Below are 14,517 nucleotides of genomic sequence, written 5' to 3'. Positions count from 1 at the left end.
GGCCATGACGCAACGGCGCCGGGAGCTGCCTTATGCGCTGGTGATCGGTGGGCTCGCACTGGGCGCATTCGCCGTGTTCTGCCTGTCGCTCGAAGTCGGTTATGCCCCGTTGGACGTGGCTCAAGCTGTGGAGGATTGGAGTGCCAATCGAAACAGCCTCACTGCCATCGTGCTTGTGGAACTGCGGCTGCCACGCGCAGTGCTGGGTCTCCTGGTCGGCTTCACGCTTGGCCTCGCGGGTGCCGTAATGCAGGGATTCCTGCGCAATCCTCTCGCGGAGCCGGGCATCATCGGGGTTTCGGGAGCAGCCGCTCTCGGTGCCGTGATCATCTTCTATTTCGGCTTTGCCGCCAATCTGTCGCTGATGGTTCCCGTGGGCGGGATCCTCACGGCACTCGCTGCAGGCGCCATGCTGTTTGCGCTCGCAGGACGGGGAGCGGGCACCACGACACTCATCCTGGCGGGCATTGCCATCAACAGCCTTGGGGGCGCGTTGATCGCTCTGGCGCTCAATCTGTCCCCCAGCCCTTATGCGGCCATGGAAATCATGTTCTGGCTGATGGGCTCGCTCGCCGACCGGAGCCTCGAGCATGTCGCGCTCGCCTTGCCGTTCATGCTGGTGGGATGGGCGCTGCTGTTCTGGACCGGCAGGGGGCTCGATGCGCTCAGCCTCGGCGAGGACACAGCGACAAGTCTCGGCTTTCATCTGCCCTGGCTGCGGGCCGCGGTGGTCGGCGGCACGGCACTCTGCGTCGGGAGCGCCGTGGCGGTCAGCGGAGCAATCGGCTTCATCGGGCTGGTCGTGCCGCATCTCATGCGGCCCTGGGTCGGCCACGAGTCGCGGCGACTGTTGCTGGCGAGCGGTCTGGCCGGGGCGATCCTGACGAGCCTGGCCGATATCGTTGTGCGACTGGTGCCAAGCCAGCCGGAGCTAAAGCTGGGAGTGGTGACGGCCCTCGTCGGCGCGCCGTTCCTGTTTGCGCTCATCTGGCGGCTGCGCGGGGAGCACCCATGAGACTACAGGCCAATGATTTGAGCCTCACGCTCAAGGGCAGGCGCGTGTTGGACGGGATCAACCTGTCCATGGGACCGGGGGAAATGATCGGCCTAATCGGCCCCAATGGGGCTGGAAAATCGAGCCTTCTCTCGGTCCTGGCCGGGCTCCGCTCGCCTGAGAAGGGGACTGTGACCTATGATGGCCGCACAAGGTCGGTGCAAGGACGGCAAGAATTGTCGCGGCGCCTCGCCTATCTTGCACAATCGGCACCTGTCGAATGGGCCTTGAGCGTACGCCAAGTCGTTGCCCTGGGACGCCTGCCCCATCGCGGGCTGCTCGGCCCCCTTGATGCCACGAGGGACGCAGCAGCAATCACCTCGGCCCTGGCGATAACGGAGGTCACGGCGCTTTCGACGCGTCCGCTGCGCAGCCTGTCCGGCGGGGAACGGATGCGGGTGCTGCTGGCGCGCGCCCTTGCCGTCGAGGGCGAGGTGGTGCTGGCCGACGAGCCGACCGCGGGGCTCGATCCCTATCACCAGCTGCAGGTCATGGAGCTTCTGGAGGACACGGCCAAACGCGGTGCCGGTGTCCTCGTGGTGCTTCACGACCTGACGCTCGCGGCACGCTTCTGCAGAAGGATTCTGCTCATGCAAGAAGGGCGGCTGGTGGCCGACGGCCCGCCTGACGAGGTCCTCACGGAAGCCAGTTTGCGTCAGGTTTATTCGGTCATTCCGCTCATCGGACACGCGCATAACGAGCGCTTCGTCGTGCCGTGGCGACGAAGCACAAGACCTTAGAGGAGCTTCCCATGACTGACAGCGATGCGCATTTTCTTCAGATCATGCTCTCGAACCCGCGGACGGGATGGAGCATGGGCACGTTCGGTGCGATCGCGGAGTTCATCCGCGATGAAGCGGAGGCGGTGGAAATCGGGCCCCAGGGGGACTCAGTGGCCACAGCCCGGGGAGCGATCCGTATCGATCGGACGGCCGGGCTCAAGCTCTTTGCCTATGAGCTGCCTGCCAAGGACCCAGCCGGCTGGAACCACGCCGTAGCACTGTGCGTGCCGCAGGATCGCGCGCTCATGAACGGGCGGCAGGTCGTCACCGAACTCGGCGTCGACCGCCAAGCCATCCGAGCCGAGGATCAGGACGCCGTCTTGTTCGATATCGGCCTGGGTACAGCGACAGTCGATGTCTGTGTCCGGTCCGCGGATCCGTCCGTTCAAGCGAGGCTGCGCGCTGAGCAAGGTCGGTCAATCTTCGGAGCTGAAAGCACGCTGATGCGCGATATGCCAGCCTTGTCGCCGGCCCGCGTGTTCATCACCCGAGCAGGCCGAGCGGAGGTCATGCAAGCCGTGCCGGACACTCATGAGCGGAGCCCTGAAGGGCCCCATACCCATGTCCTGCCGCAGCTTCTGAAGCAAGGACGCACTCACAGCGCGAACGACCCCGTTCCCGAAGGCTTTGTTCCGTGTGCTCATCTCTACCCACCACATCCTTTGAAGGATTTGACGGGCGGCGGCACACCGTTCGATGCGAGAGCGCATGAGGCCTTTCAGGACATCCTGCGCGCCTATGGAGATCCATCGCTCGTCGCGCTCAAAACCGAAATCGAGGAACTGGTATGGAGCGGGGCCGGGCCTGAATATCTCGGATCCGTAAAGGGCCGCCACGCGCGTGCGACATTGCGCTGTACGCTGCGCCAACTGAGATATGAATCTCCTGCGGACTGCGAGATCCTGCGCCGCTGGACCGCTCAGTTCGAAGCCCCGACGGTCTAGAGGGTTGATAGAATTCTTGTACCTCCGCCATGACGGCCGGAACGACACTCGCGGATGGAGCGCTCACGCTTAGGGAATCTGAAAGCAGGTCAGGCCGGGGCAGGGGCGGCATCGCGCCAGACCCGCTCGAAGGGCAGGCGCCAAACATGGGGTGCGATCAGCTGGTGGATCGATCGCGGACCCCAATCACCCGGCTGATAGATGCGCACAGGCGGGGGATTCTCCAGGAGCGGCGTCGAGACCTCCCAGAGCCGCTCAATGCCCTCGGCCGTCGTGAAGAGGGTGTGGTCACCGCGCATGGCATCCAGGATGAGCCGCTCATAGGCTTCGAGAACGTCACCCACGAGGCCGGTGTCCGTCATGGCGAATTGCAGGCTCAGCTTATCGAGACGCATGCCGGGACCGGGCCGCTTGCCGTAAAAGGAAAGCGACATCTTCGAGGCATCGGCAAGGTCGAAGGTCAGGTGGTCCGGTCCTTGCGAGCTCACTCCGGACCCCGCCGGAAACATGCTCTTGGGTGGCTCGCGAAAGGCAATGGAGATGATGCGCTGCCCCTCGGCGAGACGCTTACCCGTGCGCAGGTAGAAGGGCACGCCTGCCCAGCGCCAGTTGTCGATCAGGCACTTCAGAGCGATGAAGGTCTCGGTATCCGACTCGGGGTCCACGCCCGCTTCGGAGCGGTAGCCGGCATATTGGCCCCGCACGACATTGCGGGGGTCAATCGGAAGCATGCTGCGGAAGACCTTGTTCTTCTCCTCGCTGATGGGGGCGGGCTCCAGAGACGTGGGCGGCTCCATGGCCATGAAACCGAGGATCTGGAAGAGGTGAGTGACCACCATGTCGCGAAAGGCGCCGGTCTGCTCGTAGAAGCCGGCGCGCTTGCCGAGTTCCAGGGTCTCGGGAACATCGATTTGGACGTGGTCGATGAAGTTGCGATTCCAGATCGGCTCGAACAGGCCGTTGGCAAACCGGAACGCCAGAATGTTCTGGGCCGGCTCCTTGCCCAGGAAGTGGTCGATGCGGAAGATCTGCCGCTCGTCGAAGACTTCGTGGAGACGCGCGTTCAGGCTCCTGGCGCTTTTGAGATCCGTGCCGAAGGGCTTCTCCATGACGATGTGGGAGCCCTCGACCAAACCGGCCTCGGCGAGCATGTGCACGGCGGGCAGGGCGGCACTGGGTGGCACGCTGAGATAATGGAGGCGACGGCTCTCCGTGCCCAGCTCTTCCCCGGCGGTCAGGACCGCCGCTCGGAGCGCTGCAGCACCCGCTGAAAGCGACACATAGTTCAACATCGCCGAGAACTCGGCCCAGACCTCCTCGTTCACCTTGCGGCTCGAGAATTCCTTCAGGGCCTGGCGGGCAAAGGCCCGGAAACCTTCGGCATCCATGTCGTCCAGGGAGACGCCAATGATGCGGCAGCCCGGAATGAAACCAAAACTCACGAGATGAAAGAGGCCCGGCAGCAGCTTGCGGCGCGACAGGTCGCCGGTGGCGCCGAAAAGGACGATCACCTGCGGATGCTGCGGGCCAACTCCGGGTATGATCTTGCGCGCCATTGCGTCCCCTCTTATCGCGTTCCCAGGATCTGGAGGCTGCCGCCGGCCTCGGTCAAGCGCAAATCATGCTCATGCCTAAGGCTTTGGCAGCGCCACCCGCGGCTGATGCCGGATCGGTTGCTGACATTTGCCTCATGATGGCCGATCTTCACGTGAACAGGATGACGACGCCAGGAAGGATGCCGATGCCCACAGATCTGTCGACACGCCCGAAGGTTCGGCCGCGCGACGAACCCTTCGGCACCCCGACGCTGCCCCGCATCCGACGCGCAATCGACCACATGCCGGACGGCCAATCGCGAATCGGCAAATATGTGCTGGACAATCCGGAGAAGATCATCCGCGCCTCGCTGGGGGAACTCGCTCTCCTGGCGCAGAGCGGCGAGGCCAGCATCGTTCGCTTTTGCCAGCAACTGGGTTATGGCGGCTTTCGGGAGTTCAAGATCGCGTTGGCGGCTGAAATCGCCACTTTGCAATCGCGGCCGGAGAGTTCTGGCGGCGATCGTCGAAACATCGAAATGACGGCGACGCGCCTGGCTGATGCTTTGCACGAGACCGCGCGGAACCTGCAGGACCGGCCGTTACGGGCACTGGCGAAACGCTGCAAGGCCAGCCGCCGAATCGACATCTTCGGCGCCGGCGTATCCGGCCTCGTCGCCGGATTTGCAGCCTATCGACTGATGCGGGTGGGGCTGGTCGCGCAGGCGTTCCAGGATGCAACCCTGGTGCATGAAGTCATGAACGGCCTCGATCCGTCCTGCATCGCTTTGGCGATCTCGGAGACCGGTCTCAGCCCTGATACGCTGCGCTTTCTCACCCGAGCCAAGGCGCAGGGTGCCTACACGGTGGCCTTGACCGGCCGACCGAAGAGTCCTCTCGCACGCTCGGCCGATTGCGTATTGGAAGCCAGCCCGGTCGATCCGCCCCCGATCGGCGGAGAAACGGTGGCGGCACCGGCCAAAATGCTGGTCATCGAAGCCCTGGCTGTGGCCATCGCAAAGTTATGACGTGAAAATGCGGAGCTTAGCTCCATTGATTGTCATGGCGATGAAATAAAACTCCTTCATGGTCCCGTCGGTGACGAAAGGGCGGGGCATGACAGCAACGGTATCCATCTCCAGGATCGAGAAGCATTATGGCGGGACACGAACCCTGAAGGGTGTTTCGTTGGACGTCGCCGCGGGAGAGTTTCTCACCCTGGTCGGGCCTTCCGGATGCGGAAAGTCGACTCTCCTGCGGATCATCGCCGGGCTCGTGGCGCAGGATGGAGGGCAGATCGCCATTAGCGGCGCGCCGGTCGACCATCTGCCGCCCAAGTCGCGCGACGTTGCCATGGTGTTTCAGAACTACGCGCTCTATCCGCATATGACGGTGTTCGACAACATCGCGACGCCGCTGCGGGTGCGGCATCTCCCGATCTGGGCGCGGCTGCCGGTTCTGGGATCCTTGATGCGGAAGAGCAGTCCCCGACGTCGCGCCGTCACCGAAGCCGTACACCAGGTCGCCTCCCAGGTCGAAATCGAGCCTCTGCTGGCACGACGGCCGGCGCAGCTTTCCGGCGGGCAGCGCCAGCGGGTCGCCCTGGCACGCGCCATGGTGCGGCAGCCTCGGGTCTTCCTGATGGACGAACCGCTCTCCAATCTCGATGCCCGGTTGCGCGTCCATATGCGCGGCGAGCTGTCGGAGCTGCACCGACGGCTCGGTGCCACCTTCATCTATGTGACCCACGACCAGGTCGAGGCGATGACCATGTCGAGCCGCGTCGCCGTGATGATGGACGGAGAGATCGTCCAGGTCGCAGCACCGCACCGGCTGTACCAGGACCCCGTGGATGTGCGTGTTGCGCGTTTCATCGGCAGTCCGGAGATCAATCTGTTTCCCGGACAAGCCAGCACGAGTGGCCGCATTTCGCTGCGCGGCCGGCTCACGGCCCTGATCGCCGCGGCCTCAGGACCCGTCACTCTCGGGCTCCGGGCGGAAGCCTTGCATTTCGCCCAAGGTCAGGACGAAGTCGCCATCGAGGGCCGGCTCCAGCGCATCGAAACGCTGGGCCATGACGTCCTCGTGCATCTCGCTCATGATTTAGGGGGAGACGGCCGGGCGGTGTTCCGCATCGGTGCGGCCGAGATGGAGCGCAGGCGGCAAGTCCCTGGCTTTGACGGCACGATGCTTCTGGGTGCCCGCGCCGCAGACCTTCTGGTCTTCGATGCCGATGGGCGGCGCGTCACCGCGCGCAGTCATGACTTCGAGGCTGCAGCCCCTGTGCTGCGGAAAGCCGGATGACCGCCGTCACTCTTCCGGAGACCGGAACTGCTACGGGCATGCGCCGACTCGGTGCCACAGTGGCGCCCGGCATTGCCTATTGGTTCGCTGCCCCTTCCGTCCTGCTGCTGATCGCGACATTGCTGGTGCCGATCGTCGTCGTGATCGGGCTGAGCTTCACCGATTACGAGCTCGGCGCCCTCGGCCTGTCCTTCCTCGGTTTCGACAATTACGCGGAGCTGGCAAAGGACCCGACCTTCTGGCGCAGCCTGAAGAACACGGCCTATTACACGGTCCTGGTCGTCCCCGGCTCGGTTCTCATCGCGCTCGCTCTCGCCGTTGTCATCTGCGATCTGTCGCGGGGCCGATGGTTCTACCAGATCGCCTTCTTCCTGCCGGTGACCTCGACCCTCATCGCCATGGCGACCGTCTGGAAATATCTGCTGCACGGGACAATCGGACCGGTGAACCATCTGTTCGCAGCCGTCGGCCTGCCGAGGATGGAATTCTTCGGCGATCCGACCCTGATCATGCCGGCGCTGGCGATCATCGGCGTCTGGCAGCTCATGGGCTTCAACATGGTGCTGTTCATCGCAGGCCTCACCGCCATTCCGGCCGATCTCTACGAGGCTGCTGCAGTCGATGGGATCGACAGGCCCTGGGAGCGCTTCCTGACGGTCACCCTGCCGCTGCTCGGCCCGACCACCCTGTTCGTGGTCGTCACCTCCTCGATCACGGCCTTCAAGGTCTTCGACACGGTGGCGGTGCTCACTCATGGCGCGCCGCAAGGGGCAAGCGACGTCTTGCTTTATACGACCTATCTCGAGGGCTTCCAGTATCTGCGCATCGGCCCTGCCGCTGCCATGACGGTGGTCTTCCTGGCTATCATCATGGTGCTCTCACTGCTGCAGACCCGGATCCTCGAGCGGAAGGTGCATTACTGATGCTGGCCCATCCGCTTCTGCAACGCCTGGGGATCACGCCGCGTGAGATGGTTCTTCATGCGATCCTGCTGACAGGGGTCTTCGTCACGCTCTTTCCCTTCTACTGGATGATCCTGACATCGGTCAGACCGGCTCAGGAAGTCTTCTCAGCAGGCTTTACCTGGCTACCGCAAGCCTTTGTGGGTCTTGATAATTTTGCCGCTGCCCTGGCGCAGGCTCCACTGTTGCGGTTCATGCTGAACGGCGTGATCATCTGCAGCGGCATCCTGGTGGTGCAACTGCTGACCGCCATTCCCTGCGCCTATGCGTTGGCGAAGTTCGAGTTCCGGGGACGCGAGCTGCTCTTCGCCATGACCCTGTTTGCGCTTTGCGTGCCGATCCAGGTGCCGGCGCTGCCGCTCTACGTGACCCTCGCCTATACCGGCACGCTCGACAGCTATTTCGCGCTCATGGTGCCGTTCTTCCTCTCGGTCTTCGCCATTTTCCTGTTCCGGCAGGTGTTCAAATCCTTCCCCGACGAGATCATCCAGGCGGCAAGGCTCGACGGTCTTAGCGAAATGGCGATCCTGTGGCAGATCGTGGTGCCCAGCGCCGGACCCGCCATCGCGGCCTTCGCAGTCTTCTCGGTGACCGCGCATTGGAACGATCTGTACTGGCCGCTGATCGTGGTCACGAGCAAGGAACTCGCACCGCCGCCGCTGGGGATGATGTATTTCGCCGACAACGAGACGGGTGCAAATTTCGGCGCCCTGATGGCGGCGGCCACGCTGCTGACCGCACCGCTGATGATCGCCTTCCTGTTCGCCCAACGCCACTTCATCCGGGGTGTGACCATGACCGGCGTGAAGTGAAATCGACTTCTGTTCAACCGAAGGGAGCTGACGAATGAAGACCCTGTTGCGGGCCGCACTGGTGGGTGCGGCCATGACCCTCGGCGCGCTCGCCGCCCATGCCGAGACCATCGTGCTCGACGTGGTGCATGCTTGGCCGGCGCACAACAAGTTTCACGAGGCGGTGGCTGACGCCTTCATGAAGCAGCATCCGGACATCCAAATCAAGTTCCGCTCCTCGCCGCCGACCTATGACGAAGCGCACCAGGCGCTGCTGCGTGGGGCGATCACCAACCAGCTGCCGGATATCTATTTCTCCGGCTATCACCTGCTTCCGGAAGTGGTGGCGGCGCTGAGCAAGCGGGGCCAAGTGGCAGAGCTCGACGGCTTCATGGCGAAGGAGGGTGCGGATTGGGCCAGCAAGAACTACGAGCCGGCCATGCTGAAGCTCGGTCAGGTGGACGGACGCCAATATGGATTGGCCTTCAACGCATCCACGCCGGTAATCTTCTTCAACGGCGATCTGGTGAAGCAGGCCGGCGGCGATCCTGAGAATTTCCCGACCTCATGGGCCGAGGTCATCGCGCTCGGGGCCAAAATCAAGCAGCTCGGCGACGGCGTCGACGGCATGGCCTACGACGTGCACGCTTGGCCCGACGACTGGCTGTGGCGGGCGCTGATCCTGCAGCAGGGCAAGCCGGTCATGAATCAAGACGGCCTCACCGTGGCCTTCGGCGGAGAGAGCGGGCTCGAGGCGCTGAAGCTCGCCCGCCGCTTCGTCACCGATGGCGGCATGCAGCTGCGCGACTTCGAGCAGTCCCGCCAGCAATTCGCCGCCGGCAAGATCGGCATCCTGTTCTCCTCCACCAATGGCGCGCGCGCCTTCTCCGATCTCGTGGGCGACAAGTTCCCGCTGAAGTCGGCCGTCTACCCGGTGGCAGACAAGGACAAGGGTACGGTGCCGACAGGCGGCAATGCCGGCATGATCCTCACCAAGGATGAAGCCAAGCAGCAGGCGGCGTGGGAGTATATCAAATTCGCCGCCGGGCCCGAGGGCCAGACGATCGCCGTGCTGGGTTCGGGCTACATGCCGACGAACAAGTTGGCCCTGGCTCCTGACCTGCTGGGCGATTTCTACAAGAAGAACCCGAACTGGGAGACGAGCCTCAAGCAGGTGTTCCGCGCCGGACCCTGGGGTGGCTATCCCGGAAATAACGGGGTGAAAATCTGGCGGATGCAGCGCGACATCATCGGCACGGTGATGCGCGGCGACGAGACCCCCGAGGCTGCGCTGGCGAAGATGGTGCAGGACACGGACAGTCTCGTCACCAATTGAGCCAGCCCGATGTCTTACGCCGTGCGCGGTCTTCCCCGCACGGCGCCCCAAACAGGTGACCTCTTGATTGATCTCATCATATTCGACTGCGACGGCGTGCTTGTGGATAGTGAAGTCATCGCCGCACGCGTGACGGCCACCATGCTCGGCGATCTCGGCCTCCCGATCTCACCGGAGGACGTCCTGACGGGCTTGGTCGGCCTCGATGCGGATGCGACGCGCCGGCGGATCGAGACCGAGCATGCCATTACCTTGCCTGCGGATTTCGACGATCGGGGGCATGTCCGGCTGGCCGCTGCCTTCCGCGAAGAACTGCAGCCCATGGCCGGCATCGTCGCTCTGCTGGGCGATCTCCGGTTTCCCTATTGCGTGGCATCCAACAGCGGGCATCAGCGCCTGGCACAGACCTTCGCCAGCGCGGGCCTCGGCCCTCTCGTTGCGGGGCGCGTGTTCAGCGCGGAGGACGTCGCGCGCGGCAAACCGGCACCCGATCTCTTTTTCCACGCCGCACAGACGATGGGCGTCGCGCCCGGTCGTTGCCTCGTCATCGAGGACAGCCTGACAGGCGTCACCGCTGCCCGAGCGGCGGGCATGCGGGTCATCGGCTTCTGCGGCGGCGGCCATATCCGACCCGGCCACGCGAGCCGGTTGCGGGCCCTCGGTGCGGAGGCGATCGTCGGCGATCATGCAAGCCTTGCGGCGATCCTCGCAGACCTTACTCACGAACCCGTCCGCGCGACGGGCTGAACCTCCCTCCGATTCCAGGACACGCTCATGAGCAGTCTCACACCCTTTGCCAGCCCCGGGCGCTTCCTGCGCGGCAATCTGCATACGCACTCGACGCATTCAGACGGGGCCATGGCCCTCGACGCGGTGATCGCAACCTATCGCCATGCCGGATATGATTTCGTCTCCATCACGGATCATTTTCTGGACCGCTACAAATGGCCGGTCACGGATACCCGCTCTTTCCGTGACGGGCGGTTCACGACGCTGATCGGGGCGGAACTCCATGCTCCCCGGACCGAGATGAGCGAAATCTGGCATATCGTGGCTGTCGGCCTTCCGTTGGACTTTGCCCCAACGACGGAAGCGGAGGATGGGCCGGCCCTGGCGCGTCGGGCACGAGAGGCCGGCGCCTTCATCGGCATCGCCCATCCGGCCTGGTACAGCCTGTCGCTGACGGATGCAGCGACCCTCGACGCCGCACACGCAGTCGAGATCTATAATCACGGCTGCCAGCTCATGCATGACAAGGGCGATGGCGCCTATCTGCTGGACGGCATGCTCGACAAGGGCGTGCGTCTGACGACCTATGCCTGCGACGACGCGCATTTCAAGGCACCGGATTTCGGCGGCGGTTGGATCGAGCTGAAGGCGGAGGACAATGAGCCTGAGGCCATACTGGAGGCGCTCAAGGCCGGGCAGTTCTACTCGACGCAGGGGCCGCGCCTCGAAGACGTCGCGCTGGGCGGAGAGACTGTCGACATCCAATGCTCGCCGGCCTCGGGCGTGGTGGCAGTGGGGCAGGGCTATCTTATGAGCACCCGCTTCGGCACGGGTCTGACGCGGGTCAGCCTGCCATTGGAGCCGCTGAAGGCCAGTCCATGGCTGCGCATCATCGTCATTGGTGCCGACGGCAAACGAGCCTGGTCGAACCCGATCTGGAAGGACGAAGTGGCCGGCCTCGACTGATCCACGTCGCTTGCGGATGGTTGCTTGCGGAGAAGGAGCATTCTAGGACTGTGTCCGGACATTACAGACCGGGAGAGACAGGCATGACCAGCGGCAAAGCTCAGCAGATCCTGCTGGTATCGAGGCCGGAGGGGCCGCCGACGCCGGAAAACTTCCGCCTCGAAGACATGGACATGCCGGTGCCGGGTCCGGGGCAGATCCTGGTGGAAGCCGCCTATCTGTCGCTCGATCCCTATATGCGCGGTCGCATGAGTGCCGCCAAATCCTATGCGCCCCCCGTCGAACTCGGTACCGTGATGGCAGGAGAAACCGTCGGCACGGTCCTCGCTTCTCAGCATCCCGATTTTCAGGTCGGCGACTGGGTGGCGGCGCGGACGGGATGGCGCAGCCATGCAGCCGTAAAGGGGACGGCGGCGCGCAAAATCGACGTCGAGGCGGCACCGGCAAGCACGTATCTCGGCGTCCTGGGCATGCCCGGCTTCACCGCCTATTGCGGGCTCATGGAGATCGGCAAGCCGAAGGCGGGAGAGACGCTGGTGGTCGCCGCAGCCTCCGGCCCCGTCGGGTCTTTGGTGGGACAGCTGGCGCGCCGTCTGGAGCTGACAACCATCGGCATCGCCGGCGGACCGGAAAAGTGCAAGGCGTTGACCGAGCTGTTCGGCTTCGACAGGAGCATCGACCATCATGATGCTGACCTCGAAGCGAACCTGGCCGAAGCCTGCCCAAAGGGGATCGACATCTATTTCGAGAATGTGGGGGGAAGGGTGTGGAATGCCGTCTTCCCCCTGCTCAACCAGTTTGCCCGCGTCCCGGTCTGCGGCGTCGTCTCGCTCTATTCCGGTGAGACGCCAAGCGGTTCGGCCACAGTGCCGGAGTTGATGCAGACCATCCTCAGGAAGAGCCTCACCCTGCGCGGCTTCATCAATTACGACCTGATCGCCTATTATCCGGCCTTCCTCAGGGAGGTCGTACCCGCGGTCCAGGACGGATCGATCCGTTACAAAGAGGATGTGGTGGAGGGCCTTGCCGCTGCGCCCGAGGCCTTCATGGGCATGCTGAAGGGCAAGAATTTCGGGAAGCTGCTCGTCAAGCTCGTCTAAGGTGATAGGGTGACATCGGTCTGGTGACGCCATTTCGGTCCCGGAGCGGGCTGGTCACGAGGAGGTTTTCTGGAAATGAGCGAAAGTAATGTCCGGCTTGTGAGCGGCGGGGCGCAGCCGGGGCTGGATGCTGGAACCGGCCGTGGCTGGCCGCGCCGGCTCTACGAGGTTCTGAAGCGCTCCGGAGTGTCGCAGGCCTCCTATGTTCCGGATGCGGGACATGCGGAGCTGATCACGCTGCTGGTGGATGATCCGGAGATCACCGCCACCGTGCTCACCACGGAAGAGGAGGGGCTCGCGATCAGTGCCGGTGCCTGGCTCGGAGGCAAGCGCAGCGTCGTGCTGATGCAGTCGAGCGGCGTTGGCAACTGCATCAATACGGCCTCGCTTTCGGCCATCGGACGGTTTCCCCTGCTGATGCTGGTGACGATGCGCGGCGAATGGGGCGAATTCAATCCGTGGCAAGTGCCGATGTCGCGCGCCACCGAGGCGACGCTGACTGCTATGGGCGTCAAGGTGATGCGGGCCGATGATCCGGAGATGCTGATCGAGATGGTGGAATCGGCGGCGACCTTCGCGCTCGAGGCAGATCAGCAGGTGGCCGTCCTGCTCTCGCAACGGATGTTGGGAGGCAAGAAATGGTAGGGCCCGTTCTCCAGGCGCCAGGACAGGTGATGGACCGGCGGGCAGTCGTCGCAGCACTGCTGGCCGATCGCGGCGAGATGCTGGTTGTCAGCGGCCTCGGCTCGCCCACCTACGACGTGCATGCGGCAGGCGATCATGAGGCCAATTACTATCTGTGGGGCGCCATGGGCAGCGCCGCGCTCATGGGTCTCGGGCTTGCTCAGGCGCAGCCCGAGCGGTCGGTGCTGGTGATCACCGGGGATGGCGAACAATTGATGGGGCTCGGCGGTCTTGCCACCATCGCTGTCGCCAAGCCTTCGAACCTGACCATCGCCGTGCTCGACAATGGCCATTACGGCGAGACCGGAATGCAGATCAGTCATACGGGCGCCGGACTCGATCTGGCGGCCATGGCGGAAGTCTGCGGGTTCACTCAGACCGGGGTGCTGCGCGATCTCGACGCCGTGACGAGCCTGGGCCAGAGGCTGAAGCGACCGGCCAATGGGCCAGCGCTCTATGTCTTGAAGATCAAGGCCGAGAACCCGCCGCGCTCGCTGCCGGCGCGCGATGCGGTGTTCCTCAAGAACCGCTTTCGAGCGCATCTGGGCTTGCCAGTCAGCTGACGCTCGAGACAGGCTAGAGATCGCCCATCATGGACTTGGCAGTCTGCCGAACTCCGCGCAGGTGATCGCCCAAGATGTCCCGGGCCAAACGGGCGTCGCGCTGCAGCAAGGCTTGCGCGATCGCCTCGTGCTCCTGTTGGTAGATGCTCCAGCGCTGAGTCGAAAATCCGTTCTCCTTGAGTTTCGTCCACGGGCCGTTGCCGCGGATGGTCGACACGGTCCGGCCGAGGTTCTGAAAGACGCGATTGGCGGTTGCAAGATAGAGCTTCTCGTGAAAGAGGCGGTCGGCGGCCTCCGCTTGCTGCCACGTCGTCACTCCAGCCCCGCGCTGGGCGATCTCCACGATCTCGCGCAATTGCGTATCGGTGGCGTTGATGACGATCAGGTCGATCATCGAAGGCTCGATGGTTGCCCGAAATTCCATCAGTTCACCCGGAGTGACGGGGTCTGACGAAATCGTCGCTGCCGGTCCATTCCCGTCTGCGACATAGGTGCCGCGGCCTACATGGCGGGACAGCCACCCCTCACGCTCAAGCTCCGCCAGCACGCCGCGGATCGTTGTGCGCGAAAGGCCGCTCTCCTCGGAGAGCTGACGCTCATTGGGAAGGCGATCCCCCGGCTTCAAGGCTCCGTCGGTCAAGAGCGACCGCAGCTGTTGCATCAGCTCAGCGCGCATGCGCACAGGCATGAGCAGGCCGTGTCTTACGACGCGCAATTCGACGCTTTCCCCCGATGTCGCCATACCAATTCACCCAATTGGACCAATT

At 63.9% G+C, this 14,517-nt stretch carries 15 protein-coding genes; 13 read left to right on the top strand and 2 right to left on the bottom strand.

Annotated elements, in window-relative coordinates:
- The first annotated feature begins 4 nt into the window (after positions 1-4).
- Genes FKM97_RS14855 through FKM97_RS14845 form a run of 3 tightly spaced genes read left to right on the top strand, consistent with a single transcriptional unit; the run spans position 5 to position 2,780 of the window.
- Positions 5-1,015: a FecCD family ABC transporter permease gene (locus FKM97_RS14855; RefSeq protein WP_246105098.1), complete on the top strand. Its 1,011-nt coding sequence runs from the start codon at positions 5-7 to the stop codon at positions 1,013-1,015.
- Positions 1,012-1,794, top strand: coding sequence for an ABC transporter ATP-binding protein (locus FKM97_RS14850; RefSeq protein ID WP_144293211.1), 783 nt, complete (start codon positions 1,012-1,014; stop codon positions 1,792-1,794). Before FKM97_RS14855 ends, FKM97_RS14850 begins: the two co-directional genes overlap by 4 nt.
- 11 nt (positions 1,795-1,805) lie before the next feature.
- Positions 1,806-2,780: a DUF6925 family protein gene (locus FKM97_RS14845; protein WP_144293210.1), complete on the top strand. Its 975-nt coding sequence runs from the start codon at positions 1,806-1,808 to the stop codon at positions 2,778-2,780.
- Between the two features lie 89 nt (positions 2,781-2,869).
- Here FKM97_RS14845 and zwf read toward each other — a convergent pair whose 3' ends face one another.
- Positions 2,870-4,336 carry a glucose-6-phosphate dehydrogenase gene (zwf, locus tag FKM97_RS14840; protein ID WP_144293209.1) on the bottom strand — a complete coding sequence of 489 codons (1,467 nt, stop codon included), beginning with the start codon at positions 4,334-4,336 and terminating at the stop codon, positions 2,870-2,872.
- 185 nt (positions 4,337-4,521) lie between these two features.
- Here zwf and FKM97_RS14835 point away from each other — a divergent pair, with 185 nt between their 5' ends.
- From FKM97_RS14835 to FKM97_RS14790, 10 genes are all read left to right on the top strand, one after another.
- Positions 4,522-5,343, top strand: a complete 822-nt coding sequence (locus tag FKM97_RS14835; RefSeq protein WP_170240925.1) for a MurR/RpiR family transcriptional regulator — start codon at positions 4,522-4,524, stop codon at positions 5,341-5,343.
- An 88-nt stretch (positions 5,344-5,431) separates the two neighbouring features.
- The gene (locus tag FKM97_RS14830; RefSeq protein ID WP_144293207.1) at positions 5,432-6,619 is read left to right on the top strand and encodes an ABC transporter ATP-binding protein; all 1,188 of its coding nucleotides are present in this window, start codon (positions 5,432-5,434) and stop codon (positions 6,617-6,619) included.
- Complete coding sequence (locus tag FKM97_RS14825; RefSeq protein ID WP_144293206.1) at positions 6,616-7,542, top strand: carbohydrate ABC transporter permease; 927 nt, start codon at positions 6,616-6,618, stop codon at positions 7,540-7,542. Before FKM97_RS14830 ends, FKM97_RS14825 begins: the two co-directional genes overlap by 4 nt.
- Positions 7,542-8,393 (top strand): carbohydrate ABC transporter permease, encoded by an 852-nt coding sequence (locus FKM97_RS14820; RefSeq protein ID WP_144293205.1) that lies wholly within the window; start codon positions 7,542-7,544, stop codon positions 8,391-8,393. The genes FKM97_RS14825 and FKM97_RS14820 overlap by 1 nt, the downstream gene beginning before the upstream one ends.
- Before the next feature lie 34 nt (positions 8,394-8,427).
- On the top strand, positions 8,428-9,708 hold the full coding sequence (locus tag FKM97_RS14815; protein WP_144293204.1) for an ABC transporter substrate-binding protein: 1,281 nt from the start codon (positions 8,428-8,430) through the stop codon (positions 9,706-9,708).
- A gap of 9 nt (positions 9,709-9,717) precedes the next feature.
- Positions 9,718-10,455 carry an HAD family hydrolase gene (locus tag FKM97_RS14810; RefSeq protein WP_144293203.1) on the top strand — a complete coding sequence of 246 codons (738 nt, stop codon included), beginning with the start codon at positions 9,718-9,720 and terminating at the stop codon, positions 10,453-10,455.
- Positions 10,456-10,482: 27 nt separating this feature from the next.
- The gene (locus tag FKM97_RS14805) at positions 10,483-11,403 is read left to right on the top strand and encodes a CehA/McbA family metallohydrolase (RefSeq protein WP_144293202.1); all 921 of its coding nucleotides are present in this window, start codon (positions 10,483-10,485) and stop codon (positions 11,401-11,403) included.
- Positions 11,404-11,486: 83 nt separating this feature from the next.
- Positions 11,487-12,503 (top strand): NADP-dependent oxidoreductase, encoded by a 1,017-nt coding sequence (locus FKM97_RS14800; RefSeq protein ID WP_144293201.1) that lies wholly within the window; start codon positions 11,487-11,489, stop codon positions 12,501-12,503.
- A 75-nt stretch (positions 12,504-12,578) separates the two neighbouring features.
- On the top strand, positions 12,579-13,148 hold the full coding sequence (locus FKM97_RS14795; RefSeq protein WP_144293200.1) for a thiamine pyrophosphate-binding protein: 570 nt from the start codon (positions 12,579-12,581) through the stop codon (positions 13,146-13,148).
- A complete protein-coding gene (locus FKM97_RS14790) occupies positions 13,142-13,750 on the top strand; it encodes a thiamine pyrophosphate-dependent enzyme (RefSeq protein WP_246105097.1) in 609 nt (202 codons plus the stop codon). Before FKM97_RS14795 ends, FKM97_RS14790 begins: the two co-directional genes overlap by 7 nt.
- A 13-nt stretch (positions 13,751-13,763) precedes the next feature.
- Here the strand turns inward: FKM97_RS14790 and FKM97_RS14785 are convergent, their stop codons facing one another.
- Positions 13,764-14,492 (bottom strand): FadR/GntR family transcriptional regulator, encoded by a 729-nt coding sequence (locus FKM97_RS14785; protein WP_144293199.1) that lies wholly within the window; start codon positions 14,490-14,492, stop codon positions 13,764-13,766.
- Positions 14,493-14,517: the final 25 nt, after the last annotated feature.

The organism is Rhodoligotrophos appendicifer, from assembly GCF_007474605.1.
In the GTDB taxonomy this organism is placed as follows: Bacteria; Pseudomonadota; Alphaproteobacteria; order Rhizobiales; family Im1; genus Rhodoligotrophos; species Rhodoligotrophos appendicifer.
The sequence above is the reverse complement of the archived record's forward strand: the minus strand, read 5'-3'. Positions and strand labels throughout refer to the sequence as shown.